This window comes from Amycolatopsis umgeniensis (genome assembly GCF_014205155.1).
Taxonomy (GTDB): domain Bacteria; phylum Actinomycetota; class Actinomycetes; order Mycobacteriales; family Pseudonocardiaceae; genus Amycolatopsis; species Amycolatopsis umgeniensis.
Genome location: NZ_JACHMX010000001.1, coordinates 3,877,971 through 3,903,413, shown reverse-complemented (window position 1 = coordinate 3,903,413; position 25,443 = coordinate 3,877,971). Strand labels below are relative to the sequence as shown.

At 68.4% G+C, this 25,443-nt stretch carries 25 protein-coding genes; 13 read left to right on the top strand and 12 right to left on the bottom strand.

Features of this window, described 5'->3' with window-relative positions:
- The first annotated feature begins 128 nt into the window (after positions 1-128).
- A complete protein-coding gene (locus HDA45_RS18035) occupies positions 129-1,589 on the top strand; it encodes a peptide MFS transporter (protein WP_184896836.1) in 1,461 nt (486 codons plus the stop codon).
- A 117-nt stretch (positions 1,590-1,706) separates the two neighbouring features.
- Here HDA45_RS18035 and HDA45_RS18030 read toward each other — a convergent pair whose 3' ends face one another.
- Complete coding sequence (locus HDA45_RS18030; RefSeq protein ID WP_184896834.1) at positions 1,707-2,426, bottom strand: VIT1/CCC1 transporter family protein; 720 nt, start codon at positions 2,424-2,426, stop codon at positions 1,707-1,709.
- Between the two features lie 111 nt (positions 2,427-2,537).
- Here HDA45_RS18030 and HDA45_RS18025 point away from each other — a divergent pair, with 111 nt between their 5' ends.
- Together HDA45_RS18025 and HDA45_RS18020 are read left to right on the top strand one after the other, a co-directional pair.
- Positions 2,538-2,990 carry an AAA family ATPase gene (locus tag HDA45_RS18025; protein WP_184896832.1) on the top strand — a complete coding sequence of 151 codons (453 nt, stop codon included), beginning with the start codon at positions 2,538-2,540 and terminating at the stop codon, positions 2,988-2,990.
- Complete coding sequence (locus tag HDA45_RS18020) at positions 2,987-3,769, top strand: tRNA(His) guanylyltransferase Thg1 family protein (RefSeq protein WP_343072094.1); 783 nt, start codon at positions 2,987-2,989, stop codon at positions 3,767-3,769. The genes HDA45_RS18025 and HDA45_RS18020 overlap by 4 nt, the downstream gene beginning before the upstream one ends.
- On the opposite strand, the gene HDA45_RS18015 is transcribed toward HDA45_RS18020, so the two are convergent.
- Positions 3,733-4,413, bottom strand: coding sequence for a DUF2848 domain-containing protein (locus HDA45_RS18015; RefSeq protein ID WP_184896830.1), 681 nt, complete (start codon positions 4,411-4,413; stop codon positions 3,733-3,735). The two genes, HDA45_RS18020 and HDA45_RS18015, sit on opposite strands and share 37 nt — an antisense overlap.
- A gap of 108 nt (positions 4,414-4,521) precedes the next feature.
- Here HDA45_RS18015 and HDA45_RS18010 point away from each other — a divergent pair, with 108 nt between their 5' ends.
- Together HDA45_RS18010 and HDA45_RS18005 are read left to right on the top strand one after the other, a co-directional pair.
- Entirely contained in the window at positions 4,522-5,826 is a 1,305-nt protein-coding gene (locus tag HDA45_RS18010) for an MFS transporter (RefSeq protein WP_184896828.1), read from the top strand.
- The gene (locus tag HDA45_RS18005) at positions 5,823-6,158 is read left to right on the top strand and encodes a cupin domain-containing protein (protein ID WP_184896826.1); all 336 of its coding nucleotides are present in this window, start codon (positions 5,823-5,825) and stop codon (positions 6,156-6,158) included. Before HDA45_RS18010 ends, HDA45_RS18005 begins: the two co-directional genes overlap by 4 nt.
- Before the next feature lie 56 nt (positions 6,159-6,214).
- On the opposite strand, the gene HDA45_RS18000 is transcribed toward HDA45_RS18005, so the two are convergent.
- The gene (locus HDA45_RS18000; RefSeq protein ID WP_184896824.1) at positions 6,215-6,697 is read right to left on the bottom strand and encodes a DUF6319 family protein; all 483 of its coding nucleotides are present in this window, start codon (positions 6,695-6,697) and stop codon (positions 6,215-6,217) included.
- Between the two features lie 173 nt (positions 6,698-6,870).
- Here HDA45_RS18000 and HDA45_RS17995 point away from each other — a divergent pair, with 173 nt between their 5' ends.
- Positions 6,871-7,725, top strand: a complete 855-nt coding sequence (locus HDA45_RS17995; RefSeq protein ID WP_184896822.1) for a GyrI-like domain-containing protein — start codon at positions 6,871-6,873, stop codon at positions 7,723-7,725.
- A 69-nt stretch (positions 7,726-7,794) separates the two neighbouring features.
- Here the strand turns inward: HDA45_RS17995 and acs are convergent, their stop codons facing one another.
- Positions 7,795-9,765 carry an acetate--CoA ligase gene (gene acs / locus HDA45_RS17990; RefSeq protein WP_184896820.1) on the bottom strand — a complete coding sequence of 657 codons (1,971 nt, stop codon included), beginning with the start codon at positions 9,763-9,765 and terminating at the stop codon, positions 7,795-7,797.
- A 100-nt stretch (positions 9,766-9,865) separates the two neighbouring features.
- Positions 9,866-10,444, bottom strand: a complete 579-nt coding sequence (locus HDA45_RS17985) for a GNAT family N-acetyltransferase (protein ID WP_184896818.1) — start codon at positions 10,442-10,444, stop codon at positions 9,866-9,868.
- Positions 10,445-10,560: 116 nt separating this feature from the next.
- Between HDA45_RS17985 and HDA45_RS17980 the strand changes: the two genes are divergently transcribed.
- The 5 genes from HDA45_RS17980 (at position 10,561) to HDA45_RS17960 (ending at position 15,799) form a co-directional block, all read left to right on the top strand.
- The gene (locus HDA45_RS17980; protein ID WP_184896816.1) at positions 10,561-11,058 is read left to right on the top strand and encodes a phosphoribosyltransferase; all 498 of its coding nucleotides are present in this window, start codon (positions 10,561-10,563) and stop codon (positions 11,056-11,058) included.
- A complete protein-coding gene (locus HDA45_RS17975) occupies positions 11,055-11,786 on the top strand; it encodes a Fic family protein (protein WP_184896814.1) in 732 nt (243 codons plus the stop codon). The genes HDA45_RS17980 and HDA45_RS17975 overlap by 4 nt, the downstream gene beginning before the upstream one ends.
- An 88-nt stretch (positions 11,787-11,874) precedes the next feature.
- Entirely contained in the window at positions 11,875-12,633 is a 759-nt protein-coding gene (locus HDA45_RS17970) for a 3-hydroxybutyrate dehydrogenase (protein ID WP_184896812.1), read from the top strand.
- A 20-nt stretch (positions 12,634-12,653) separates the two neighbouring features.
- A complete protein-coding gene (locus HDA45_RS17965; RefSeq protein WP_184896810.1) occupies positions 12,654-13,967 on the top strand; it encodes an MFS transporter in 1,314 nt (437 codons plus the stop codon).
- Entirely contained in the window at positions 13,964-15,799 is a 1,836-nt protein-coding gene (locus tag HDA45_RS17960) for a helix-turn-helix domain-containing protein (RefSeq protein WP_184896808.1), read from the top strand. Before HDA45_RS17965 ends, HDA45_RS17960 begins: the two co-directional genes overlap by 4 nt.
- On the opposite strand, the gene HDA45_RS17955 is transcribed toward HDA45_RS17960, so the two are convergent.
- Both HDA45_RS17955 and HDA45_RS17950 read right to left on the bottom strand, forming a co-directional pair.
- On the bottom strand, positions 15,777-16,361 hold the full coding sequence (locus HDA45_RS17955) for a nitroreductase family protein (RefSeq protein ID WP_184896806.1): 585 nt from the start codon (positions 16,359-16,361) through the stop codon (positions 15,777-15,779). The genes HDA45_RS17960 and HDA45_RS17955 overlap by 23 nt on opposite strands.
- 4 nt (positions 16,362-16,365) lie before the next feature.
- Complete coding sequence (locus HDA45_RS17950) at positions 16,366-17,637, bottom strand: alpha/beta hydrolase family protein (protein WP_184896804.1); 1,272 nt, start codon at positions 17,635-17,637, stop codon at positions 16,366-16,368.
- Positions 17,638-17,755: 118 nt separating this feature from the next.
- On the opposite strand from HDA45_RS17950, the gene HDA45_RS17945 reads away from it, so the two are divergent.
- Positions 17,756-18,610, top strand: coding sequence for an extracellular catalytic domain type 1 short-chain-length polyhydroxyalkanoate depolymerase (locus HDA45_RS17945; protein WP_184896802.1), 855 nt, complete (start codon positions 17,756-17,758; stop codon positions 18,608-18,610).
- Here the strand turns inward: HDA45_RS17945 and HDA45_RS17940 are convergent.
- Positions 18,587-18,892: a helix-turn-helix domain-containing protein gene (locus tag HDA45_RS17940; RefSeq protein ID WP_184896800.1), complete on the bottom strand. Its 306-nt coding sequence runs from the start codon at positions 18,890-18,892 to the stop codon at positions 18,587-18,589. The genes HDA45_RS17945 and HDA45_RS17940 overlap by 24 nt on opposite strands.
- Positions 18,893-18,944: 52 nt before the next feature.
- Between HDA45_RS17940 and HDA45_RS17935 the strand changes: the two genes are divergently transcribed.
- Positions 18,945-20,135: an MFS transporter gene (locus HDA45_RS17935; RefSeq protein ID WP_184896798.1), complete on the top strand. Its 1,191-nt coding sequence runs from the start codon at positions 18,945-18,947 to the stop codon at positions 20,133-20,135.
- A 93-nt stretch (positions 20,136-20,228) separates the two neighbouring features.
- On the opposite strand, the gene nicT is transcribed toward HDA45_RS17935, so the two are convergent.
- From nicT to HDA45_RS17915, 4 genes are all read right to left on the bottom strand, one after another.
- Entirely contained in the window at positions 20,229-21,332 is a 1,104-nt protein-coding gene (gene nicT, locus HDA45_RS17930; protein WP_184896796.1) for a Nickel transporter NicT, read from the bottom strand.
- A gap of 74 nt (positions 21,333-21,406) precedes the next feature.
- Positions 21,407-22,336 (bottom strand): N-acetylmuramic acid 6-phosphate etherase, encoded by a 930-nt coding sequence (locus HDA45_RS17925; protein WP_184896794.1) that lies wholly within the window; start codon positions 22,334-22,336, stop codon positions 21,407-21,409.
- A gap of 17 nt (positions 22,337-22,353) precedes the next feature.
- Positions 22,354-23,325, bottom strand: coding sequence for a MurR/RpiR family transcriptional regulator (locus HDA45_RS17920; RefSeq protein ID WP_343072092.1), 972 nt, complete (start codon positions 23,323-23,325; stop codon positions 22,354-22,356).
- A 237-nt stretch (positions 23,326-23,562) separates the two neighbouring features.
- Entirely contained in the window at positions 23,563-25,371 is a 1,809-nt protein-coding gene (locus HDA45_RS17915; RefSeq protein WP_246481292.1) for a serine hydrolase domain-containing protein, read from the bottom strand.
- Between the last annotated feature and the right edge of the window lie 72 nt (positions 25,372-25,443).

Sequence of the window (25,443 nt, the reverse complement as noted above, 5' to 3'; positions counted from 1 at the left end):
TGGAGCTGCGGACTTCATCTCTTCATGACAGCGGCCACAAGATCCATCCGGATGTCGGTGTCAGTTCCACATGCTGGACTTCTAGCATGTGAACGGAAAACGACAACGATGTCTTCGATAAGGACGGCATGGTGAGTACCTCTACCGAGGTCCAGCAAGACACGAGGTTCTTCGGGCACCCACGAGGGCTGGCGAACCTCTTCGGCGTCGAGATGTGGGAGCGGTTCTCGTATTACGGGATGCTCGGCATCCTCCCGATCTACCTCTACTACGAAGTCAGTCAGGGCGGCCTCGCGCTGCCGAAGGCCTCCGCGCTCGGCATCGTCGGCGCGTACGGCGGCATGGTCTACCTGTCGGCGGTGATCGGCGCCTGGGTCGCGGACCGCGTGCTCGGCTCCGAACGGACGCTGTTCTACAGCGCGATCCTGATCATGGTCGGCCACATCAGCCTGGCGATCCTGCCCGGACTGGCGGGCATCGCCGTGGGTCTCTTCTGCGTCGCCGTCGGCAGTGGCGGGCTGAAGTCCAACGCCACGGCCATCGTCGGGACGCTGTACGCCAAGGGTGACGAGCGTCGCGACGGCGGTTTCACGATCTTCTACATGGGCGTGAACATCGGTGGTTTCGTCGGACCGCTGCTGACCGGGCTCGCGCAGAGCGAACTCGGCTTCCACATCGGCTTCGGGCTGGCCGCGGTCGGGATGGCGCTCGGCCTGACCCAGTACACGATCGGCCGCAAGAACCTCGGCGAGAAGGCGAGCGAGATCCCCAACCCGCTGCCCGCCTCGCAGCGTCCGCTGGTCTACCTCGGCACCGTCGCCGGTGTCGCGGCGATCGTGCTGCTCGTGGTCTTCGGCGTGATCAACCCGGCGAACCTGGTCGACGTCGTCGTCTGGACCGTCGCGGTGATCTCGGTGATCTACTTCGTGGTGATCATCAGCAGCAAGAAGATCACCTCCGAAGAACGCAGCCGGGTGTACTCCTTCATCCCGATGTTCATCGCGAGCGCGGCGTTCTTCTCGCTGTACCAGCAACAATTCACCGTCGTCGCGGCCTACACCGACGAGCGGCTGAACCGCACCGTCTTCGGCTGGGAGATGCCGGTGGCGTGGGTCAACTCGATCAACCCGGTGTTCATCATCCTGTTCGCGCCGGTGATCGCGGCGATCTGGACGAAACTCGGCTCACGGCAGCCGTCTTCGCCGGTCAAGTTCGTCCTCGGCACGGTCGTCATGGGCGTGGCGTTCCTGCTGTTCCTCCCGATGGTCGGCAGCGGCAAGAACGCCAGTCCGCTGCTCGCGCTGGCGGGCATCCTGTTCGTGTTCACCATGGCGGAACTGATGCTTTCGCCGGTCGGCCTTTCGCTTTCGACCAAACTCGCGCCGGACGCTTTCCGTACGCAGATGGTGGCGCTGAACTTCCTGTCCATCTCACTCGGCACGGCGATGTCCGGAAAGCTCGCCGAGTACTACTCGGTGGACGACGAAGCGCCGTACTTCAGCATCGTCGGCGGTGTCGCCATCGTCGTCGGTGTCGCGCTTCTGCTCGCGACGCCGATGATCCGCAAGCTGATGAAGGGCGTCCACTAGACGTTCTTCCGCCCGCGCTGACGAGCGACCCTCGGAGGTGCTGAAAGGGCCCTTCACCGCATAGGACGCGGTGAAGGGCCCTTTCGCTGCGTCACATGCGGGGAAGGGGCCCTTCAGCTATGCGACACTGACGCCGAACAGCACGCCGACGTAGTAGGTCACCAGCATCGTCAGCGCGCCGACGCCGACGTTCCGCGCGATGGCGCGGCCGACGTGAGCGTCGCCGAGTTTCGCGCTGAGGAAACCTGTCAGCGCCAGCCCGACCACGACCGCCGAGGCGCACGCCCAGACCCGTGCCGAGGTCGACGTCCACGCGATCGACAGCAGCGGCAGCAGCGCGCCGACGGTGAACGCCACCAGCGACGCCCACGCCGCCTGCCACGGGCTGGTCAGATTGTCCGGATCGATGCCGAGTTCGGCCTCGGCGTGTGCCTGCAGCGCGTCCTTTTCGGTCAGCTCGCGGGCGACCTCGTCGGCGAGTTCCCGGGAAAGGCCCTTCGCCTCGTAGATTTCCGCGAGTTCCCGTTCTTCGGCTTCGGGCATCTCTTTCAGTTCGCGCTTTTCCAGGCGTAACTGCGCGCGTTCGGTGTCGCGTTGTGTGCTCACCGAGACGTATTCGCCGCCCGCCATGGAAAGCGCGCCGGCGACCAGGCCCGCGATTCCCGCTGTCGCGATCACGGTGGAGTCGGTGGTCGCGCCCGCGACGCCGACCACGATGCCCGCCACCGACACGATCCCGTCGTTCGCGCCGAGGACCCCGGCGCGCAGCCAGTTCAGCTTGCCGCCGAGATCCGCGTGCGGTTCATGGGGATGTTCGGTCGATACGGTTTCGGTCACCGTTTCAGTGAAACACGAAGAACGGGAATCGGCGAGAGGAAACCTTTTCGGTCAATGCAGGCAATCCTTATTGACTATTGCCTTACCTAACTCGTCGGCTAGGTTGTTCGCGTGGCCGAAGTGGTGATCTTGATCGGGCTCCAGGCGTCCGGGAAGACGACGTTCTTCCGGCGGGAGTTCGCGGGTACGCACGTCCACGTCAGCAAGGACACCTTCCCCAACGCCCGCCGTCCGCAGGTCCGGCAACTGCGGATGCTGGCCGAGGCGCTCGAAGACGGCCGTTCGGTGGTCGTGGACAACACCAACCCGTCGCCGGCGGAATGGGCGCCGCTGATCGAAGTCGCCAGGCGGTACGGCGCGCGGGTCGACGGCTACTGGTTCCCGCCCGATCTCGACGGGTCGAAGGAACGCAACGCGCTCAGGAAAAGGAAAACCCGGGTGCCGGACGTCGGTCTGTATGCGACGCTCAAACGCCTCAGGCGACCTGGCGCCGAGGACGGTTTCGACGAGCTGTACACCGTCGCTTTCGACGGCGAGGGCGGTTTCGTCGTGGAACGGGGGTGACCGTGGAGTCCGGCGGTTTCGAAGCGCGGCAACGGGAACGCGAGTGGTTCCACGGCCTGACAGTGCCTCCTGGCTCCTGGACGGTGCTCCGCGTCGACGGCAGGGGATTCTCCAAGTTCACCGAAGCGCGGTTCGAGAAGCCGTTCGATCCCCGGTTCGGTGAGTGCATGGTCGAGACCGCGAACGCCTTGCTCGCGGAATTCGCCTCGCCTTACGTCTACACGGAAAGCGACGAGATCTCGGTCCTTCTCGACCCCGCCACCGACCTCTTCGGCCGGGGTGTCGAGAAGCTCGTGTCGATCTCCGCGGGGGTCGCGTCGGCCGCGTTCACCCACGCCGCCGGAGTGCCCGCGCATTTCGACGGCCGGGTCTGGCTCGGCACGACGGCGGACGACGTCGTCGACTACTTCTCGTGGCGCCAGGCGGACGCGACCCGCTGCGCGCTCAACGGCTGGTGCTACTGGATCCTGCGCAAGGCGGGCAAATCGGCGAGTGAGGCCGGAGCCGCCATCGAAGGCGCGGGCACCGCCGAGAAGAACGAGCTGCTCTTCGCGCACGGCGTCAATTTCGCCGAAGTCCCCACCTGGCAGCGACGCGGCGTCGGGCTGTACTGGGAGACCTACGAACGCACCGGTTTCGACCCGGTGCGCGGGATCGAGGTCTCCGCGACCCGCCGCCGCGTCCGCGTGGAGCGCGAGCTGCCGATGAAGGCCGAGTACCGGGCCTTCCTCGGCGAGCTGCTTCAGCCGATCGGTTCGGGCAGCCGCCGCACGGTGTAGGCGAGGTCGATCGTCTCGCCGGTCGCCGGATCGCCCAGTTCCACGCGCCAGGAATCGGCGAACTGGTCGACACCTTGCACCATCGGGATCGTCCCCGAGATCAGCACCGTGCCCGAGGCGTACAGGTCGCGTTCGCGCAGGACGTCCAGCCAGTACGACGGCGGCAGCAGCTCCGCGAGTTTTCCTTGCTGGATCAGGGTTTCCCCTGCCCAGGCGGACAGCGTGAGCTCGTCGAGGCGGTCCTGGACGTCGACGAGGCGCCACGCCTTGGCGGCCAGGACGTCGGGGCCGGCGTTCTTGCTCCACGCGACGCCGTGCGCCTCGAGCGCGCGGTCGGTGTGGTCGCAGGCGGCGGTCAGGAGGACGTCCTCGGGCGCGGGGCCGGTGATGACGAGGGCCCACTCGGCCTCGCCGGAGGTCCGCTCGTGCTGCACCGGGACCTCTTCGGTCTGGCTCGCCAGGTACGGCGCGACAGGGTAGAGCGCCGGGATCACCGAGGGTGCCGGGACACCGAGTTCGGCCAGTTCGGCCACATGGGCGGCGACGTCTTCCTGGCTGCGGCCGGCGTATCCGGCGTTCAGCAGCGTGTGGACCTCGGTCCGCCGCTCCTGGCCGTCGGGAAGGGTGAAACGCAGCTCAGGCATCTGTCCTCCGAGATTGGGGGTTGCGCATACAGCTTGTATACAAGGAGTATATCCGCAATTCAACCCCTCCCGGCGGGGTTGAGGACCTCCGACGGACGGGATGTGGACATGACCTCACCAGCCGGTGACCGGCGCTCGCTGCACAAGGCCTTCGCGGCCAGCCTCTCGGGAACAGCGCTCGAGTGGTACGACTTCGCGGCCTACTCGGTGGCGGCCGCGACGATCTTCGGGCAGCTCTTCTTCCCCTCGGAGGACCAGCTCGCGAGCACGATGGCGGCGTTCTCCACCTACGCCGTCGGCTACCTCGCCCGTCCGCTCGGCGGGTTCATCTTCGGCCGCCTCGGCGACGTGCTCGGCCGCAAGCGCATCCTGGTCATGACCCTCGTGCTCACCGGTGTCGCGACTTTCCTCATCGGTGTCCTGCCCACCTACGAGAGCATCGGCGGCTTCGCGGCCATCCTGCTGGTGGCGCTGCGCTTCGCCCAGGGTGTCGGCATCGGCGGTGAATGGGGTGGCGCCGTCCTGCTGTCGAGTGAGTTCGGGGATCCGGATAAACGCGGGTTCTGGGCATCGGCCGCGCAGATCGGCCCGCCCGCGGGCAACCTGCTCGCGAACGGCGTCCTCGCCGTATTGGCCGCGCTGCTCACCGAGGACCAGTTCAACAGCTGGGGCTGGCGGATCGCGTTCCTGCTGTCGGGTGTGCTGGTCGTGTTCGGCCTGTGGATCCGCCTGAAACTGGAGGAAACGCCGGTCTTCAAGCAGATCCAGGAGCGCGGAGAACGTTCGTCGGCGCCGATCTCCGAGGTCTTCCGCACCGAACGCCGCGCGCTGGTGGCGGCCGTGCTGATCCGCGTCTGCCCGGACGTGCTCTACGCGCTGTTCACCGTCTTCGTCCTCACCTACGTCACCACGCACACCGGCCTCTCGCGCGGCGCCGGACTGGCCGCGGTGATGATCGGTTCGGCGTTCCAGCTGGTGCTGATGCCCTTGTTCGGCGCGCTTTCGGACCGGATTTCGCGCCGCAGGATGTACCTGGTGGCGACCATCGCCGCCGGGATCTGGCCGTTCGTGTTCTTCCCGATGGTCAGCGGCGGTTCGTTCGCGATGCTGGCGATCGGCATCGTGCTCGCGCTCGTCATCCACGCCGCGCTCTACGGTCCGCAGGCCGCGCTGGTCACCGAGCAGTTCTCGCCGCGTCTGCGCTACACCGGCAGCTCGCTGGCCTACACCCTCGCCGGGGTGATCGGCGGGGCGCCCGCGCCGTTGCTGTTCACGGCGCTGCTCGCCGGCTTCGACACCTGGCTCGCGATCGGCGTCTACTTGCTCGCGACCGCGGTGGTGACCATCATCGGTGTGGTGCTCGCCCGTGACCCGGACCGCGAGGAGGCGACGGCCATGGAAAGCGTGCGATGACCTGGCGGCCGATGTCCACAGTGGAGGGTCTGCCGCTGATCGGCGGACAGGGCCGGTTCCGGACGGCAGCCGCGGCGGAAGGCGGGCTGGCGTACGAGATCTTCTACCCGGCGGGCGTCGCTTCTCCCGTGCACAGCCACGATCACGACAGCATCGTGTACCTGGTCTCGGGCTCGCTGCGTGGCACGCTCGACGGCCGGGAGGTCACGCTCGAGGTGGGTGAGACGATCGTCCACCCGCGCGGTGTCCCGCACAGCGTTGAGGCCATTGTGGACAGTCGATGGATCGAGTTCAAGACGCCGCTGCCCTCACGGCCGCCGATCTCGGGGTAAAGAAACCGGGGCGGGCACTGAAGTCTCCAGCGTCCGCCCCGGTCGGGAGGAAAGTCTTACGCGTCCAGCTCGGCCAGGGCCAGCTTCGCCTTCTCCAGCTCGGCCTCGAGCTGGGCGACCTTCGCGGCCTGCAGCTCGCGAGCGGCGTTGATGACCTCGTCGATCGGGCCCGACAGGTCCGCGTGCAGTTCCTTGGCGGCGCGGGATACGGCGGCGGCCGGGATCTCCAGGCCCTTCGCGACCCACTTGCTGCCGTTCTTGAGCTCGGCCTGCCACTCGCCGTCGGCGGTACCGGTGACCGTGAGGGTCAGCTCGACGGTGCGGGTCTTCTTCGCCGTCGTGGCGACCTTCGGGCGGCCACGCTTGGGCTTGGGGGACTCCGCCGTGTTCTCGGCGGGGGCCTCCGGGTTTTCCGGGGTCTCGGTCTTGGCCTCGGTGGTCTCCGAGGTGGTCTCCGCCTGCGGCGTCGAGTCGACGGGCGCTTCGGTAGCCGCTTCTTCGGACACGGCGTCAGTGCGTGTCATGGCATCCACGGTCATCGTCGGTGTCGTCTCCTTGCCCGGGTATGGGGTGGTACCCGGCACATCCTAGAACAGGCGTTCGACTGTCGCGCGGCAGGGTGTGCTAAGCGTGTCGCATGATCGGATCGGTCCGCGACTATCGGGCGCGGTCCGGTCGCGTTCCGTCAGAGTCGACGGCGAAGGGAGGCCTCGTGATCTCGGCACTCAACCGGCTCGTCGATCTGGTGGAAGAGCACCTCGCGGACGACCTCGACGTCACGGGGCTGGCCGGCGCGTCCGGCACGACCGAGTACCACCTGCGCCGGATGTTCTCGTCGCTGGCGGGAATGTCGCTGTCGGAGTACGTCCGCCGTCGCCGCATGACTGCCGCCGTCGCCGACGTCGTCCGTGGCGAGGGCGATCTGCTGACCATCGCCGTCCGGTACGGCTACGGCTCGGCCGAGGCGTTCGGCAGGGCGTTCCGGGCGGTCCACGGTGCCGGTCCCGGTGAGGTCCGCCGAGACGGAGGTCCCCTTCGCACACAACCGCGGCTCAGGTTCCGCCTGAGCGTCGAAGGGAGCATCCCCATGGAAACCCGTATCGTCGACCGTCCCGCTTTCCGGCTCGTCGGGCACGCGACCCGCGTCCCGCTCGTCCACCGGGGCGTCAACCCGCACATCCAGCGGCACATCACCGCGCTGCCGCCGGAGGCGCACGCCCGGCTGAAAGCGCTCAGCGACACCGAACCGCCGGGCCTGCTGCAGGTCAGCGACGCCCTCGACCCGGACGGCGCCGAGCTGACCTACCTGCACGGGGTCGCCGTCACCGGTGACGCCCCCGGCGATCTCGACGTCATCGAGGTGCCGTCCGGGCGGTGGGCGGTCTTCCGTACCGACGGCCCGCATCCGGAGGCACTGCAGAAGGTGTGGGCGGCGACGGCGACCGAATGGTTCCCGTCCAACCCGTGGCGGCTGCGGCCGGGGCCGTCGATCGTCACGATCCTGGAGCACTCGGACGACTTCGGGACCGCCACTTGTGAACTTTGGCTGGCCGTCGAGCCCGCCTGACCGGTGCGATGAAAGGCCCGTTACTCGCGAAATTCGCGAGTAACGGGCCTTTCATGTCGCGTCGGAGGGTTACTCCTCGGACTTGCCGGACTTCAGGCCCGACGAGATCAGGTCCATCACCGACGAGTCGGCCAGCGTGGTGACGTCGCCGACCTGGCGGTTCTCGGCGACGTCGCGCAGCAGGCGGCGCATGATCTTGCCGGACCGCGTCTTCGGCAGTTCCTGCACGACCAGGATCTGCCGCGGCTTCGCGATCGGCCCGATCTCCTTGGCGACGTGGTTGCGCAGCTCCTGCACCGCCTGCTCGCCGCCGTCGACCGCGTTCCCGCGCAGGATGACGAACGCGACGATGCCCTGCCCGGTGGTCGGGTCGGTCGCGCCGACGACGGCGGCCTCGGCGACCGTCGGATGCGAGACGAGCGCGGACTCGACCTCGGTGGTCGAGATGCGGTGCCCGGACACGTTCATCACGTCGTCGACCCGGCCCAGTAGCCAGATGTCGCCGTCGGCGTCGTACTTCGCGCCGTCACCGGCGAAGTAGTAGCCCTGGTCGCGGAAACGGGACCAGTAGGTGTCGCGGAACCGCTCCTCGTCGCCCCAGATACCGCGCAGCATGCCAGGCCACGGCTTGTCGAGCACCAGGTAGCCGCCGCCACCCTTGCCGACCTCGACGCCCTGGTCGTCGACGACCTTCGCCGAGATGCCCGGCAGCGCCTTCTGCGCGGAGCCCGGCTTCGTGGAGGTGACGCCCGGCAGCGGCGAGATCATGATCCCGCCGGTCTCGGTCTGCCACCAGGTGTCGACGATCGGCGCCGAGTTCGCGCCGACGTTCTCGCGGTACCAGATCCACGCCTCGGGGTTGATCGGCTCGCCGACGCTGCCGAGCACGCGCAGCGAGGACAGGTCGTACTTCTCCGGGATCTCGTTGCCCCACTTCATGAACGTGCGGATCAACGTGGGCGCGGTGTAGTAGATGGAGACCTTGTGCTGCTGCACGATCTCCCAGTGGCGGCCTTCGTGCGGGGTGTTCGGCGTGCCTTCGTAGACGACCTGAGTCGTCCGGTTCGCCAGCGGCCCGTACACGATGTACGTGTGCCCGGTGATCCAGCCGATGTCGGCGGTGCACCAGTAGACGTCCTCGCCTGCCTTGTGGTCGAAGACGTTGTGGTGCGTGTACGCGGCCTGGGTCAGGTAACCGCCGGAGGTGTGCAGGATGCCCTTCGGCTTCCCGGTGGTGCCGGAGGTGTAGAGGATGAAGAGCGGGTGCTCGGAGTCGAACGCCTGCGGCGTGTGCTCCGCGGACTGGCCGTCGACCAGTTCGTGCCACCAGAGGTCGCGGCCTTCGGTGATGGGCACCTCGTCGCCGGTGCGGCGGACGACGATGACCTTCTCGACCGATTCGGCGCCTTCGAGCGCTTCGTCGACATTGGCCTTCATCGGCGCGGCCTTGCCGCGGCGGTACTGGCCGTCGGTGGTGATGACGATCCGCGCCGCCTGGTCGTCCACCCGGGATCGCAGCGCTGTCGGGGAAAAACCACCGAAGACGACACTGTGCAGAACGCCGATGCGGGCGCACGCGAGCATCGCGAAGATCGCTTCGGGCACCATCGGCATCTGGATGGCGACGCGGTCGCCCGCGGACAGGCCGAGGGACTCGAAGGCGTTCGCCGCCCGGGAAACCTCGTCCTTCAGCTGCGCGTAGGTGATGTCGCGGTTGTCGCCGGGCTCGCCGACCCAGTGGATGGCGACCTGGTCGCCGTGCCCGTCGACGACGTGGCGGTCGACGCAGTTGTAGGCGACGTTCAGCTTCCCGCCCACGAACCACTTCGCGACCGGGGCATTGGTCCAGTCCAGTACCTGCGACCACTTCGTGTCCCAGTGGAGGCGCTCGGCCTGCTTGGCCCAGAACGCTTCCCGGTCCGCGTCGGCTTCGGCGTAGAAGTCGGCGGTGGCATTCGCTTGCGCGCTGAAAGCCTCACTCGGGGGGAAGGTCCTGCTCTCCGTGAGCAAATTGTCCAGCGCCGGCGACTGCTCGGTCATGGTGCGATGCCTCCTGTGATTCGCGTGTCTTCACGCCCGTTGGCACGCTATCGACGTTACGACGCGAAGTAAAAGGTTGCATCGCGGTTGCGCGCGGCATTCACACGCTTGAGGACAAAGCGGTGCGGACCGCGGGCCATTCAGGTCCGGTGAGGGAGTAGACAACGGTGTCACGGATGGTTCCGTCGGGCCGGACGCGATGCGCGCGCAGCACGCCTTCCCGTTGCGCGCCGAGGCGTTCGATCGCCTTCTGTGACTTCAGGTTGTTGATGTCGGTCTCCCACGAGACGCGGTTCGCGCCGAGGTCGTCGAAAGCGTGGCGCAGCAACAGGAGTTTCGACTCGCGGTTGAGCCCGGTCCGCTGCCACGCGGAACCGATCCAGGTGTAGCCGAGGGAAATGATCTTGTGGCGTGCGTCCATCGCGTAGAACGACGTCGTTCCCGCGACCTCGCCGGTGCGCGCGTCGATCTGCGCCCAGGCGCGGCGGGCCGGGTCGCCGAGGATGCCTTCGACCATCGCTTCGGCCGCGGCGAGGTCTTCCGGTTGCCGGAGGCTGAGCCAGGTCCAGATCGCCGGGTCGGATCCGGCCTCGAACAGGCCTTTGGCGTGGTCGCGGGTGAGGGGTTCGAGGCGGACGCGTTCGCCGGTCAAGGTCGCGTGGTCGTTCCAGTCGTTCACGGTCCCGACGCTACGTCCTGGCAATGGCCTTACTGGATAGCCAGTTTCGAAGCATTCGAGAAGGCCACTCGGGCGTTGCCTATGCTCGCGGGAACGATCGACGAAGGCGAGGCACCATGGCCGAAGAGCGGGAAGAGCTCACCTGGGAGTTGTTCGGGACGGCCAGCAGGGATCTGGCGCAGACCGTCGCCGACGACGGGTTCGAGCCGGACCTGATCCTGTCGATCGCGCGCGGCGGGCTGTTCGTCGCCGGCGCGCTCGGCTACGCGCTGGACGTGAAGAACCTGCACGTGATGAACGTCGAGTTCTACACCGGCGTCGATCAGCGCCTCGACCTGCCGGTGATGCTGCCGCCGGTGCCGAACGTCGTCGACCTGACGAAGAAGAAGGTGCTCGTCGCCGACGACGTGGCGGACACCGGCGCGACGTTGAAGCTGGTCCGTGACTTCTGCGCCGACCACGTCGCCGAGGTGCGTTGCGCGGTCGTCTACGAGAAGCCGCGCTCCGAGGTCAAATGCGAGTACGTCTGGAAGCACACGGATCTGTGGATCAACTTCCCGTGGTCCGTGCAGGCGCCGGTGGTCCGGCGCGCGGGGCAGGTGCTGGACGCGTGACGGATCCGCTGAAGCCGCTGCTGGACCTCGAGGGTGTCGCGGCGGCCGCGAAATCGGCTCAGGACGCGGTGTTCGCCGTCCACCGGCTGCCGGCCAACCTGCGCGGCGGCGCGGCGACGGCCGCCGAAGCGTCCGTGCGGTCGGCGCGCGCGTCGGCCGGGATCGAAGGCGCCGCGCCCGAACTGCCGGAATCCGGTGAGGTGACCGATCCGGTGCTGGCGGGCGCGTTGCGTGTCGCGGAGGCGTTGGAGGGCCTGCTCCCGACGTGGCGGCGCGCGCCGCTGCAGGCGTTGGCGCGACTTCACGTCCTCGCCGCGTCGGATCTGGTGGCGGATCTCGACGCGCTGGGGCGGCCGCGGTCGTCGGGCGACGTCGGGCCGCGGCTGGAGATGCTGGCGCAACTGGTCACCGGTGCGACGTCGGTCCCGGGGCCGGTGCTGACCGCCGTCGTGCACGGGGAACTGTTGGCACTGAAGCCTTTCGGCTCCGCGGACGGTGTTGTCGCGCGGGCGGCGGCCCGGCTCTCGGCGGTGGCGACCGGGCTGGACCCGAAGGCGCTGACGGTGCCCGAGGTCGCGTACTTCCGGCGTGTGCCGAAGTACATCGAGGCCGCTACGACGTTCGCTGGCGGGACTCCCGAGGGTGTCCGGTCTTGGCTGCTCTTCTCGTGCGAAGCGTTCGAGGCCGGTGCTCGCGAGGCGAAGTCCATCTCGGACGCGGCGGGCTGACCCTGGTGAGATCCCACACGGGATCTCGAGCAGGTGTAGCGCGTGACCACATGGCTTAAGCGGGCCGGGCGACCTAACGTCGTCCGGCATGAGTGGTGCGTATCACAGCGATCTGGCCGGTAAGTCCGCGCTGGTCACGGGCGCGGCGAGCGGTATCGGCCTGGCGTGCGCCGGAGCGCTCGCCGAGGCCGGGGCCAAGGTCCACCTCGTCGACATCGACGACGCCGTCGAGAAGGCGGCGGCCGACGTCAACGGCATCGCGCACGTCGTCGACCTCACCGACGGCCGGGCCATCGAGACGCTCCCGGCCGAGATCGACATCCTCGTCAACAACGCCGGTTTCCAGCACATCGCGCCGATCCACGAGTTTCCGCCGGAGACGTTCACCCGTATCCAGGCGCTCATGGTCACCGCGCCGTTCCTGCTCATCCGCCACGTGCTGCCGCGGATGTACGACCGCGGCTGGGGCCGCGTGGTCAACATGTCGAGCGTCCACGGTCTCCGCGCGAGCCCGTTCAAATCCGCGTACGTCACCGCGAAGCACGCGCTCGAAGGACTTTCCAAGGTCACCGCGCTCGAAGGCGCCGAACACGGGGTGACCAGCAACTGCGTCAACCCCGGCTACGTCCGGACCCCGCTGGTCACCGGCCAGCTCCAGGCGCAGGCCGAAGAACACGGCCTCGAACGCGACGCCGTCATCGAGCAAATCCTGCTGGCCCGTTCGGCGATCAAGCGGCTCATCGAACCCGAGGACGTCGCCGCGTGCGTCCTCTGGCTGTGCGGTACGCCCGCCGCCCACGTCACCGGCACCTCCCTCCCCCTCGACGGCGGCTGGACCGCCGCGTGAACCCCCAGAAAGGGACGCCCGTGTCAAAGCCCCGTGGCTCGATCGCGAAGGTGGTCAGTGCCAGCCTGATCGGAACGACGATCGAGTGGTACGACTTCTTCCTCTACACCTCCGCCGCGGCGCTGGTGTTCGGCAAATTGTTCTTCCCCACCAACGATCCGCTGACCGGCACGCTGCTCGCGTTCCTGACCTACGCCGTCGGTTTCCTCGCGCGGCCGATCGGCGGGCTGGTGTTCGGGCACTTCGGGGACCGGGTCGGCCGCAAGAAGCTGCTGGTGCTGAGCCTGCTGCTGATGGGTGGCTCGACCTGCGCGATGGGTGTCCTCCCGACGTACGCGACGGTCGGCGTGCTGGCGCCGATCCTGCTCACGCTGCTGCGGCTGGTGCAGGGTTTCGCCCTCGGCGGCGAATGGGGCGGCGCGGTGCTGATCGTCTCCGAACACGGTGACGACAAACGCCGAGGGTTCTGGGCGTCGTGGCCGCAGTGCGGCGCGCCGGGCGGGAACCTGCTCGCGACGGCCGTCCTCGCGATCCTCGCCGCGACGCAGTCCGACGAGGCGTTCCTCAGCTGGGGCTGGCGGATCCCGTTCCTGCTTTCCGGTGTCCTCGTGGTGATCGGGCTGTGGATCCGGCTCGCGGTCAGCGAATCGCCCGTGTTCTTGGCGGCACAGGAGAAGAGCAAGCCCGAGCACGCGCCGGTCGTCGAGGTGTTCCGGAACAACTGGCGCGCGGTGCTGATCACGATCGGTTCGCGAATGGCGGAGAACGTTTCGTACTACGTGATCACCGCGTTCATTCTCGTTTACGTCACCACCGGATTGAGTTTGCCGAAATCGGCCGGGCTCAACGCGGTGCTCATCGGTTCGGCCGTGCATTTCGTGACCATTCCCTTGTGGGGCATTCTTTCCGACCGCATCGGCCGCCGCCCGGTCTACCTGTTCGGCGCGATCGGCATGGCGGTGTGGAGTTTCGTGTTCTTCGCGATGCTCGACACGAAGAATTCCGGTGTCATCATTCTCGCGGCGACCGTCGGGCTGGTGCTGCACGGCGCGATGTACGGCCCGCAGGCCGCGTTCTTCTCCGAGCAGTTCCCGACGCGGGTCCGCTACACGGGACTTTCGGTCGGCGGGCAGCTGTCGTCGATCGCGGCGGGTGCGGTGGCGCCGCTCATCGCGGTCGCGCTGTTCAAGGAGTTCGGCAGCACGATCCCGGTGTCGCTCTACGTCGTCGCGATGTGCGTGCTGACCGTGATCGCGTTGCTCGCCGCCCGTGAGACCAAGGGGCAGTCCCTGCACTCCGAAGTTCTCGCGGAGCGCAGTCACGTGTCAGCATGACCGCTGTGGACAGTTCCGCCCAGTTGCGCCGGCTGCTCGAACTGCTCGCCTCAGGGGCGGGCAGCGAGCAGCTGGCGCACGTCCCCGTCGATCCGAAGGCCACCGAGCTGGCGCTGCGGATCCGGGACACCGTCGCCGAGCACCGGCGGCGCGAGGCGGAACTGGCCGCGCTGTTCGACACGGCCAGCGATCTCGCCAGGCTGGACGATCCGGACGCCGTCCTCCGGTCGATCGTGCGGCGCGCGCGGGCGCTGCTCGGCGTGGACGTCTCGTACCTCAGCCTCAACGACGAGACCGAGGGCAACACCTACGTCCGCGTGACCGACGGTTCGGTTTCCGCGCTGTTCCAGGACATCGTGCTGGGGATGGGCGAGGGGCTCGGCGGGCTGGTCGCGCAGACCGCGCGGCCGTACGCGACGGCGGACTACTTCAACGACAAGCGGTTCCACCACACTTCGTCGATCGACACCGGCGTGCTCGACGAAGGGCTGACGGCGATTCTCGGCGTGCCGCTGGCGATCGGCAGCAAGGTCATCGGGGTGTTGTTCGCCTCGGACCGGAGCGCTCGCGAGTTCTCGCCCGAGGAGGTCGCGCTGCTGTCTTCGCTGGCCGACCACGCGGCGATCGCGCTGGACAACGCGCATCTGCTGGACGAGACGCGGCGCGCGGTCGCCGAGCTGAACGCCGCCAACGCGACGATCAGCGCGCACAACGACGCGATGCGCCGTGCCGAAGACGCGCACGACCGGCTGATGGATCTCGTCCTGCGCGGCGGCGACTTGGCCGAGGTCGCCGCCGCGGTCGCGGACGTGCTGGGCGGCGGGATCGCCGTCTACGACGCGGACGGCGCGGTCCTGGCCCGGACCGACGGGGAGCTGAGACTCTCGCGTGCGGCCGTGTCGGTGTCCCGCGCGAGCGGGCGGGCCGTGTCCACTGAGGACGGTTGGCTGTGCGCCGTCCAGGCGGGGCAGGAGTTCCTCGGCAGCCTGGTGCTGGGTGGCGGGCGGTCGCTCGGGGAGGCGGACAGGCGGCTGTTCGAGCGGGCGGGGGTGGTCACCGCGGTCCTGCTGATGCAGCGGCGTTCCGTCGCGCGGGCCGAGGACGAGGTGCGCGGGGAGTTGCTCTCGGATCTGCTCACCGCGCCGGGCCGCAACCCCGCCGCGTTGCTGGCACGAGGCCGTCGCCTCGGGGTCGACTTGTCGACAGCACATGCGGTGCTGATCGCGCATTCGGACGACGTCTCCCGGCGACGGCTGGCCATGGCGGCCGCCCGGCACGCGGATCTGGTCGGTGTCCACGCCGACGAGGTCGTCCTGCTGGTCCGCGGCGAGGACGCCGGGGCGCTGGCCAGATCCGTCGCCGCCGAACTGGCGTCCACAATGGACTGTCCGGTGACGGTGGGCGCGGCGGGGCCCGCCACCTCGCCGCGGGCACTGGCCGAGGCCCATGCGGAGGCCGCGCGGTGTGTGGCGTCCTTGCTCGCCCTCGGCCGGGAAGGTGAAGGCGCGAGCATGGCCGACCTCGGGTTCGTCGGGCTGCTTCTCGGCGAACACGCCGACCTCGCCGCGTACGTGTCGGCCACGATCGGCCCGGTGCTCGATTACGACGAGCGTCGCGGCACGGATCTGATCGGCACTTTACGGGCGTATTTCGCCTGCGGCGGCAACTTGACGCGGGCGAAGGATCAGCTTCACGTGCACGTCAACACCGTCGTGCAGCGGCTGGACCGCATCGCGTCGCTGCTGGGCGAGCACTGGCAGACGCCCGAGCGCGCGCTGGAACTCCAGCTCGCGCTCAGGCTGCACCGCCTCACCAACGGCCGAAACGGATGATGTCCTCGAAGCCGCGTCGAGCGATCTTCGTCGCCGAAGAGCCGGGTGACGGGCCGGGCTCGTCACCGTGGCCGAGTGCCACGACACCGATCGGGTCGTGATCCTCCGGCACGCCGAACTCGCCGTGGAGGCGCTCCACGCTTTCGGGGGCGAGGCCGAAGAACACCGCGCCCAGCCCTTCGTCGACCGCTGTCTGCAGGATCAGCAGCGTCGCCATCCCCGTGTCGACGTCCCAATACGGCACGCGCCACCACGAGTCGTCACCCTCGGCGAAACCCTTGTCGGGCTTGGCGTAGCGGTCGAGGTAGGCGTTCTTGACCGAGAGCGGAACGATCGCGACCGGTGCCGTGGTCACGGATTCCGGCGCCCAGCTGGCGCCGAACTCCCAGAATTTCGCGAGTTCCTCACCGGTCAGGACGAGGAACCCTTGTCCTTGGGAGAACCCGGCCGAGGGGCCTTTCAGCGCGTTGCGCAGGATGCGCTGAAGGCTCGCCTCGGCGACGGGCTCGTCGGTGAACTTCCGGACCATGCGACGGCGTCGTACGACGTCCTGGAATTCCATGAGATCAGCTTAGTGCGCAAGTGGTCGCGAGGTCGCCGCTCGCGCGCGGGATCGTCGCCGAGGCCGGCGGGCGGACGCCGTCGAGCCAGCCTTCGAGAGCGGTGAAAGCCGTCCGGAAGCACGGGCCGATGGGGCGCAGTTTGTCCGGGTGGGCGTCGTACAGGCCGTCGACGTGGTTGCCGTCCACGATCCGGTAGTAGCGCTGGAGTCCGGCGCGGCCCTGCTCGGCGATCATCCGCCGGTAGACGTCGGAATCGCGGGTGATCGGCAGGAGTGTGTCGAGGGTGCCGTGCAGGGTGATCAGCGGTTTGCCGATCCGGCCGGTCAGCGAGATCCGTTCGACCGCGCGGTGCACCGACGGAGGGCGAGTGGCGTAGTCGTAGTCGGTCCCGGTGAAGGACGGGTCGAACTCGGCCTGGTAGATGCGCTGGGTCAGGCCCCAATAGACGTCGTTGTGATATTGCCACAGGAATTCCGAGCCCGGCGCGAAACCGGCGTCGAGAATCTGCCGGTGTGCCTGGGCGGAACCGGCGGCGTAGGCGGGGTAGGCCTTGATCGCGGGCGGGAGGAAGGTGAACAGGTTCGGGCCGTCCTCATGCCAAAGCGTGCCCTCCCAGTCGATGCCGCCGTCGTAGAGCCACGGCCGGTTCTCGAGCTGCCAGCGGACGAGGTAGCCGCCGTTCGACATCCCGGCCGCGAGCGTGCGGCTCGGCAGGCGTCCGTAGCGATGGGCGACAGCGGCCTTCGCGGCGATCGTCAGCTGCGTGACGCGCGAGTTCCACTCGGCGAGCGCGTCGCCGGGCCGCCGTCCGTCGGTGTGGAAGTCGGCGCCGGTGTTGCCCTTGTCGGTCGCGGCGAACGCGTAACCGGCGGCGAGGACCTGGTCGCCGATCGCGCGGTCGTTCGCGTACTGCCGTCGCACGCCAGGAGACCCGGAGACCACGAGGCCGCCGTTCCAGCGATCGGGCAGCCGGAGCACAAACTGCGCGTCGTGGTTCCAGCCGTGCGTGGTGTTGGCCGTCGAAGCATCCGGGAAATAGCCGTCGATCTGGATGCCGGGAACGCCCTTGGGTGACGGGAATCCGGCCGAGGTCAGCCCGGCCCAGTCGGCCTGGACGGTGTGCCCGGTGGTCAGGGTGCCGGTGGTCGTCAGATCGTCCAAACAGGACAGTTGTTGTTTCGCGGCCCCGGGCACGCGCACGTTCGCGCATCCGCTCGCCGCCTGGGCGGGAGTGGCCAGGGCCAGCATCATCGCGAGGACCAGAATGAGCCGCATCGGCCGACGGTAAGCGCGGTTCTCGTGCGCCGGTACCCGGCGCGACCACACAAAACGGTCCGTCGCTGTGGTGGTCGTCCACGTGGGAACCGAGTCGCGACGGTTTTAGCCTCCAGTGATGCGAAAACTCCTCATCGGCGCGGTGGTTTCGATATTGGCCCTTCTCTTCGCGACTCCGGCACAGGCGGCGACGATCCGTCCCGTGACCGGGTTCGGGAGCAATCCCGGTGCGTTGCAGATGTTCGAGTACGTCCCCGACGGGCTGCCGTCCGGACGTCCGGCGGTGGTCGTCCTGCACGGCTGCACCCAGGACGCTGCGGGATACGCGCGTGGCTCCGGCTGGGTCGGGCTTGCGGACAGGCTGCGGTTCAAACTCGTTCTGCCGCAACAGGTTTCGGCGAACAACTTCAGCAAATGCTTCAACTGGTTCCAGGCCGGCGACATCAAACGCGGGTCCGGGGAAGCCGAATCGATCGCGCAGATGACGCGGTTCGCGGCCGGGAGCCGGACGTACGTCACCGGTCTTTCGGCGGGCGGGGCGATGACCTCGGTGATGCTGGCGGCGTATCCGGAGCTGTTCGCGGGCGGCGGTGTCGTGGCGGGTCTGCCCTACGGCTGCGCGGCCTCGATGATCGACGCGTACTCCTGCATGAATCCCGGCAAGGATCTGACCCCGAAGCAGTGGGGCGACAAGGTGCGGGCCGCGGGCACGGGTGCGCGTCCCCCGGTCGGCGTCTGGCACGGGACCGCGGATTACACGGTCGCTCCGCTGAACATGCGTGAGCTTTCCGAGCAATGGACGGACGTCGGCGCCGTCGTCGACACGCACGCCGTCACCGGGATGGGGCACGGTCAGCCGATCGCTCCGGCGGCCGGTTGCGGGCAGGCCGGGCCGTATCTGCTCGATGTCGGCGTGTGCGCGGCGGCGGAACTCGCGGCGAAATGGCGCCTAGGCGAGGACGGCGTCCAGTAGTCCTGGGAACCGCTTGTGGATGTCCTCGGTGCGTAGCTCGACCCAGCGGGTCCGGCCCTCGACGAACGTCGTCGTGAGGCCGGCCTCGCGCAGGACCTTCCAGTGGTGGGAGAGCGTCGGCGCGCTGATGTCGACGTCGTACTCGCTGACGGCGCAGCTTCGCGGCGAAGGGTTGCTTCGCAGGGCGCGGACCAGTTCCAGGCGCACGGGATCCGCGAGCGCCTGGAGCACCGGCACGATCCCGATCTCGCCGGTCGCCGGTTGCGGCAGCGTGCTGCTCACGTCACTCCAAACTATTTGACACTCATCGAATAGTCCGGCCACTATACCTCCTATGACGATTCGACGATCATCTAATGATCGGCTCGCCTTGGGGGCTCTGCTGGTACTCGCCGTCGGGACGTTCACCGTCGGCACCGACGGGTTCGTCCTGAACGGGCTGCTGCCCACCATCGCCGCCGACCTGCGTGTCTCCGAAGCCGCGGCGGGCCAGCTGACCACGGTCTTCGCGGTGACCTACGCGATCTCTTCGCCGCTCATCGCGGCGTTCACCGGACGGCTCGACCGGCGCTGGGTACTCGGCGCCGGGATGGTGCTGTTCACGATCGGCATGGCCGGTCAGGCTGTCGGCGAGTCGTTCGCCGTGGTCGCCGTCGCCCGCGTGCTGGCCGCCCTCGGCGCCGCCGCGTTCCAGTCCAACGCCTACGTCCTCGCCGGTGCCCTGGCGTCGGACGAGCGGCGCGGCCGCGCTCTGGCCACCGTGTCCGCCGGGATGAGCGTGTCGATGGTGGTCGGCGTGCCGATCGGGGTGCTGGCGGGCACCTGGTTCGGCTGGCGCGCGGTGATGTGGGGGATCGGTGCGGTGGCGGTGGTCGTGGCGCTGCTAGTTCCGCTGCTGCCCGGTGTCCGGATGCCGACGGTGTCCCTGCGCGACAGGCTCGCCGTCGTCGTGCGGCCGCCGATCGCGCGCGTGCTGGGCGTGAGCGTCCTCGGCACCGCCGCGGGCTTCGCAGCCTTCGTGTACCTGCCGGTGCTCGTGGCTCCGGTCGCCACGGGCGCGATGATCTCGTGGCTGCTCATCGGTTTCGGGATCGGGCAGATCCTGGGCAACGCCTTCGCGGGCCGGGCCACCGACTCGCTCGGTCCCGCACGCGTCCGCGCGATCTCGCTCGTCGGGACGGTCGCGACACTCGCGTTGCTGGACGTCGCCGTGCTGAGCCTGCCCGGCACGCTGGTCCTAGCGCTGGCTTCGGGGACCTTCGGCGGAATGCTGATGGTGCCGCAGCAGCACCGGCTGTTCTCGCTGGCGCCCGACGCGCCGACGGTCGCCTTGGGGCTCAACGGTTCCGCGATCTACGCCGGCGGTGCGCTCGGAGCCGCGCTGGGTGGCGTCGTCCTGTCCTCGGCGGGCGTCTGGTGGGTTGCTCCCGTAGCCGCCTTCGTCGCCCTGCTCGCCTTCGCGCTTTCGCTCCCTTCGCGCACGCGGGTGCCCCAGACCCCCATCCGGATCCGGTGGTCGCCGTGAGGAGGGGAGCAAGGGACCTTTGCTATCGTTAGCGTAGGTATGCTAAATAAATGCCAGCAAAGGTCCCTTGCTCTCTTCCCGCAGGTCAGAGGGCTACTTGACGGGGATCCTCGCCGACCAACGCTCCTCGATACGCGCGAAGCGCCACACGAGGAGCGCGAGGAGCCACGTAAGCACGAAGAGCGCTACGACCGCGTAGCCGACGTAGTCCAGGCTCAGCGCCCCGATCGCCGCGAGCGGTCCGGTCGTGATGCCCAGCCGTTCGGTGAGGATCGAGATCAGCTCGATCGTCCCGATGAGCAGCGCGACCGCGACGGAAAGCGCCGTCACCGTCAGGTTGTAGTAGATCTTCCGCACCGGCTTCGCGAAGGCCCAGCCGTACGCGAAGTTCATGAAGCAGCCGTCGGCGGTGTCGAACAGCGTCATTCCCGCGGCGAACAGGACGGGCAGCACCAGGATCGCGTACCAGGGCAAGGAGAACGCGGCCGCGCCGCCGGCGAGCACCAGCAGGCTGATCTCGGTCGCGGTGTCGAAACCGAGGCCGAACAGCACGCCGATCGGGTAGATGTGCCACGGCTTGCGCACCGCCTTCGTGGCGCCCCGGAGCACTCGGTTCATGAAGCCGCGGTTGTCGAGTTGCCGCTCCAGCGCCGCTTCGTCGAACTCGCCGCGCCGCATTCGCCGGAACACCTTTACGATGCCCACCAGCACCACCAGGTTCATGATCCCGATGAGGTACAGGAACACCGCGGAAACGGACGTCCCGATCAGCCCGGTCGCCTCGTGCAACGCCGACGAGTCGTCCTCGACGGCGCCGGCGAGCGCGCGCACGCCGAGCGACAACAGCAGGCACAGGACGAAGACGATCGTCGAATGGCCGAGGGAGAACCAGAAACCGACCGAAAGCGGCCGTTGCCCGTCGGCCATCAGCTTCCGGGTGGTGTTGTCGATCGCGGCGATGTGGTCCGCGTCGAAAGCGTGCCGCATCCCGAGTACGAAGGCGGTGACACCGAGACCGATCCCGAACACGCCCGTGGCGCCGAGCTCGTATTGGCGCGGCGCCACGAAAAGCGTCAGGACTCCCCAGCCCGCGACGTTGAGAAGCAGGATGAATCCGGCCATCCCGGCGACGGACGCCCGTTCGCGTCGCGTGAGTGCGAGGCGTCGGGATGAACGGGGCTGTCCGCCGGTGCTCATGACCACCCGACCTCTCAGTCGCGAATACCTGAGAGCCTAGGTAGATGAGCAGGTGATGGGCAATCGGTGATAGTTCAGCTCGCGCGCACCCGCAGGGAGTCGAGAGCCTTGCGTACGTGGCCATCGCTGGCCGTCAGCGCCTTCGCCGCGTTCGCGACGTCCTCGCCGGACAGCAGATGGACCAACGCGACCTTGAGGTCACCGTCGGCCTCGGTGAGCGCGTCGGAACAGTCCGCCATGCTCATCCCGGTGGCCTCGCGCAGGATCCTGATGGTCCGTCCGCGCAGCTTCGCGTTGGTCGCGCGCATGCTGACCATCAGGTTCGAGTAGGTCCGGCCGAGTTTGATCATCGTCGCGGTGGAAAACGCGGTGAGGATGATCTTCTGGGCCGTGCCCGCCTTCATCCGGGTCGACCCGGCGATCGCCTCGGGGCCGGTGTCCACCGCGATGAGGACATCGACACCGGGCGGCGTCACCGCGGCCGGATTGCCCGAAACCAAAGCGGTCCGGGCGCCGCGACGGCTGGCCGCGGCCAGCGCGCCGAGAACGTAGGGCGTCCGGCCGGAAGCCGTCAGCCCGAGCACGAAGTCGCCGGGCGCGACGGTCTCGGCCACTTCGGCGGCTCCGGCCTTCGCGTTGTCCTCGGCGTCTTCGACGGCTTGGCGCAGAGCGCGCGCGCCGCCCGCGTGATGCGCGATGAACCAGTCGGAGGGCACGTTGAACGTCGGAACGAGTTCCGCGGCGTCCAACGTCGCCAGCCTGCCGGAGGTACCGGCCCCGAAGTAGTGCACGCGGTGTCCCGACCGCAGCGCCTCCACGGCGAAGTCGACAGCCCGCGCCACCTGCGGCAGCACCGCGGCGACGGCTTCGGGGACCCGGCGGTCCTCGGCGTTGATCGCGCCGAGGATGCCCATGGTCGACATCAGGTCGATGTCGGTCGTCCGTGGATTGCGCTGTTCGGTTGGCGAATCGACGTGCACCACCTGGCGTGGGACGGTCATCATGCGCCTCACTTTTTCGCTCATTTGCCGGTTTCCCGCGGCCGTCGCCTGCCGTCGGGCCGAACACCCAGCCGGTGCGAACCCACCGCGTCCCTGGTCGCGTCGAGCGCGTTGACCGACGCGTCCATGTGCCGCTGCGCGACACCGATGAACAGGCAGTCGATGACGGTCAGCTGCGCGATGCGACTGGCTGTCGCACCCGAGCGGAACGTCGTTTCCCGCGCGGCCGTGGTCAGCACGTGGTCGGCGACCTCGGTGATCGGCGAACGCGGGAAGTTCGTCACGGCGACGGTGATCGCGCCGTGCTCACGGGCCACGCGCAGCGCCTCGACGGTGTCCGTGGTCGCGCCCGTGTGGGAGATGCCGATGGCGACGTCTCCGGGGCTCAGCACGGCGGCCGAGGTCAGCATGATGTGCGTGTCGGACCAGGCGAAGCTGACCCGGCCGATGCGGTGCAGCTTCTGCTGCAGATCGGCGGCCACGAACGCGCTCGCGCCGACGCCGTAGACGTCCACGCGGCCCGCACCCGCCACGATGTCGATCACGCGCTGTAGCGAGGGGACGTCGAGCTGATCGGCGGTCTCCTCCACGGCGCGAGCGTCCGCGAAGCTGACCTTGCCGATCACCGCGGCCAGGTCGTCCTCCGGGCCGATCTCGCCGCCGAGGTTGCGGCTCGACCGCGCCTCGGACCTGGCGGTGTCGGCCGCCAAAGCGATCCTGAGCTGCGGATATCCACCGACGCCCACGGCCTTGCAGAACCGCGTGACGGTGGTCTCGCTGGTGTTGGCCGCGAGGGCGACCTCGGTGATGCTGCGCCGCGCGACCTGCGCGGGGTCGTCGAGGACGACCTTCGCGACGCGCTGTTCGGCCCGGGCGAGCCCGGGCAGGAGGGAGCGGATCCGCACGAGCGGGCTCGCGTCAGCGTCCCGTGTCGGCTGGGCCGGCACGGACTCGGACGGTGCGACCGCGATCACGGATTCGGTATCGCCCACCGTGGGAAAGTTACTAACCGTTGGCATCTGCGACAAGGCTACCCACACCCTTCGGGAAGATCGCAACCTATCCGTGTCTGCGGATTCGATTTGCGATTAATCGTTGACCAGAAAGTCGCTAACCAGGTCGAGGCCGTTAACGAGGTCGAGCTAACGACTTGGCAACTTAGTGTCGCGGCGCAAGGGGCTGTGTCCCGGTCAACGGGGCGGTTCGGTCTGCGCACTGAAACCGGTCAACTACCTAGCGCTCAACTTCCATCCGGTAGCTGCGAAAGTAGGGGGATTATGCTCACTGTCCAGCAGTATCCGGCCGCGTTCAGTGACTTTCACACCGTCCAAGGAAATTCCGCGTCCCGTGTAACGGGCATCGGTCGTGTAACGCCAGCGGAGGGTGATTTGTGAGCTTTGCGACACCTCGGCCGCGGCCCGCCACCAAGCCCGGTGTCCGTGCCCGCCGAGGCCTGCCAGGTCTCCGGCGGGGGCTCCGGGGCCACTCGCACGCAGAGTAATCGATTTCCAGGTGGCGCCACCGTCGGTACTTATTTCCAGGAAAAGCGAATCAGAGGGTCCTTCGGTGTCCACGAAGGCGTCGAAGGAGACCTTCAGCGGGCCGCCACGGGTCCGCAGGGGCGGTGTCGTGAGCGTGGCCGTGGAGACGTCCCCGGCGCCGCTGAACCACGCGTCACGGCCGTGCGCGGGACGGACGGCCATCGCCTTCGCGAGCGAGCTCGCCCACGTTTCCCTGGCGAGGTTGATCGAGCCCCAGTTCCGCGTCGGGTGCACGCGGTTGGTGAGCAGGATCGCGAACGACCTCGACAGCGGGTCGATCACCAGCGAGGTCCCGGTGAACCCGGTGTGCCCGGCGGTCGAGGGCGCGGACAGCGCGCCCATGTACCAGGGCTGGTCCAGTTCGAAACCGAGCCCGTGGGAGTTGTCGGGGAACTTGTGGTTGTAGTTCGTCAGCATCGATTGCACGGTCTCCGGCCGCAGGATCCGCTGGCCGCGGTACGCGCCGCCATTGAGGATCGTCTGCGCCAGCACGGCCATGTCACCCGCCGTGGAGAACACGCCCGCGTGCCCGGCGACGCCGCCCAGAGACCAGGCGTTCTCGTCGTGGACCTCGCCGCGGACGAGGCCACGCGGCGGTTTCACGGCGTACTCGGTCGCCGCGACCCTGGCGAGTTTCGACACCGGAGGGTTGTACCCCGTGTCGGCCAGGCCCAGCGGAGCCGCGATGCGGTCTTGGACCACCTTGTCCAACGGCGCTCCCGCCAGCTTCTCGACCAGGAGGCCGAGTGTCAGCAGGTTGATGTCGGAGTAAAGGTACGTACTGCCCGGCGGGTTCTTCAGCGGGCTGTCGAGGATGGCCTTCCGGCGCGACGGGATGTCCGGATAGCCCTCCCACAGCGACGGGAGCGGTGTCGCGGCGAAGCCCGAAACGTGGGTGAGCAGCTGCTGGACGGTGACGGCTTCCTTGCCGTTCACCCCGAACTCCGGCAGGTACCGCACCACCGGCGCGGAGATGTCCAGCTTGCCCGTCTCGGCCAGTTGCATCACCGCGATGGAGGTGAACAGCTTCGAGATCGAGGCCATGTCGAAGATGGTGTCCGCACGCATCGGCACCTGCTGCTCCGGCGGCAGTTCTGTGCCATTCGCGTCGGCGTAACGGACGGCTCCGCCGACGGCTTGGCGCTCGACGACCACGCCGTCGTGCGCGAGCAGGCCGACAGCGCCGGAGAAGTGCGGATGCCCGGTGGCGTCCGGCTTCGTCCAGCTGTCGACGAACCGCTCGGCCGCCTTGATCGGCTCCGGGTCGAGGCCGACGTCCGCGGGCGCACCGTCACGCAGGACGGTGGACGCGGGCGCGAAACCTCCGCGCGGCTTGTCGAACCGGCCCGCCGCGCGGTCTTCCTGTTGTCCGGTACCCGGAATCGCCTGTGCTCCCGCCGTCGACAGCGTGGTCGCCGCGACCAGCACGGAAGCAGCCGCGATCAGGATCTTCCTAGCACGGTGTCGACGCGGCTCCGCGCGCGACCGCGATCGCATCGCCAGGGCGTCCGTTGGCATCGGCGGTGCGGTGGCCGGTGTAGACGCCCTGCCGCTGCGATAGCGGGGCCC

What these genes read in the sequence shown, in the direction of transcription:
- HDA45_RS18035 (WP_184896836.1), top strand. Translation starts at nt 129, where the DNA reads ATGGTGAGTACCTCTACCGAGGTCCAGCAAGACACGAGGTTCTTCGGG.
- HDA45_RS18015 (WP_184896830.1), bottom strand. Translation starts at nt 4,413, where the DNA reads ATGCCTGAGCTGCGTTTCACCCTTCCCGACGGCCAGGAGCGGCGGACC.
- HDA45_RS18010 (WP_184896828.1), top strand. Translation starts at nt 4,522, where the DNA reads ATGACCTCACCAGCCGGTGACCGGCGCTCGCTGCACAAGGCCTTCGCG.
- HDA45_RS18005 (WP_184896826.1), top strand. Translation starts at nt 5,823, where the DNA reads ATGACCTGGCGGCCGATGTCCACAGTGGAGGGTCTGCCGCTGATCGGC.
- HDA45_RS18000 (WP_184896824.1), bottom strand. Translation starts at nt 6,697, where the DNA reads ATGACCGTGGATGCCATGACACGCACTGACGCCGTGTCCGAAGAAGCG.
- acs (WP_184896820.1), bottom strand. Translation starts at nt 9,765, where the DNA reads ATGACCGAGCAGTCGCCGGCGCTGGACAATTTGCTCACGGAGAGCAGG.
- HDA45_RS17980 (WP_184896816.1), top strand. Translation starts at nt 10,561, where the DNA reads ATGGCCGAAGAGCGGGAAGAGCTCACCTGGGAGTTGTTCGGGACGGCC.
- HDA45_RS17970 (WP_184896812.1), top strand. Translation starts at nt 11,875, where the DNA reads ATGAGTGGTGCGTATCACAGCGATCTGGCCGGTAAGTCCGCGCTGGTC.
- HDA45_RS17960 (WP_184896808.1), top strand. Translation starts at nt 13,964, where the DNA reads ATGACCGCTGTGGACAGTTCCGCCCAGTTGCGCCGGCTGCTCGAACTG.
- HDA45_RS17955 (WP_184896806.1), bottom strand. Translation starts at nt 16,361, where the DNA reads ATGGAATTCCAGGACGTCGTACGACGCCGTCGCATGGTCCGGAAGTTC.
- HDA45_RS17950 (WP_184896804.1), bottom strand. Translation starts at nt 17,637, where the DNA reads ATGCGGCTCATTCTGGTCCTCGCGATGATGCTGGCCCTGGCCACTCCC.
- HDA45_RS17945 (WP_184896802.1), top strand. Translation starts at nt 17,756, where the DNA reads ATGCGAAAACTCCTCATCGGCGCGGTGGTTTCGATATTGGCCCTTCTC.
- HDA45_RS17935 (WP_184896798.1), top strand. Translation starts at nt 18,945, where the DNA reads ATGACGATTCGACGATCATCTAATGATCGGCTCGCCTTGGGGGCTCTG.
- nicT (WP_184896796.1), bottom strand. Translation starts at nt 21,332, where the DNA reads ATGAGCACCGGCGGACAGCCCCGTTCATCCCGACGCCTCGCACTCACG.
- HDA45_RS17925 (WP_184896794.1), bottom strand. Translation starts at nt 22,336, where the DNA reads ATGATGACCGTCCCACGCCAGGTGGTGCACGTCGATTCGCCAACCGAA.
- HDA45_RS17915 (WP_246481292.1), bottom strand. Translation starts at nt 25,371, where the DNA reads ATGCGATCGCGGTCGCGCGCGGAGCCGCGTCGACACCGTGCTAGGAAG.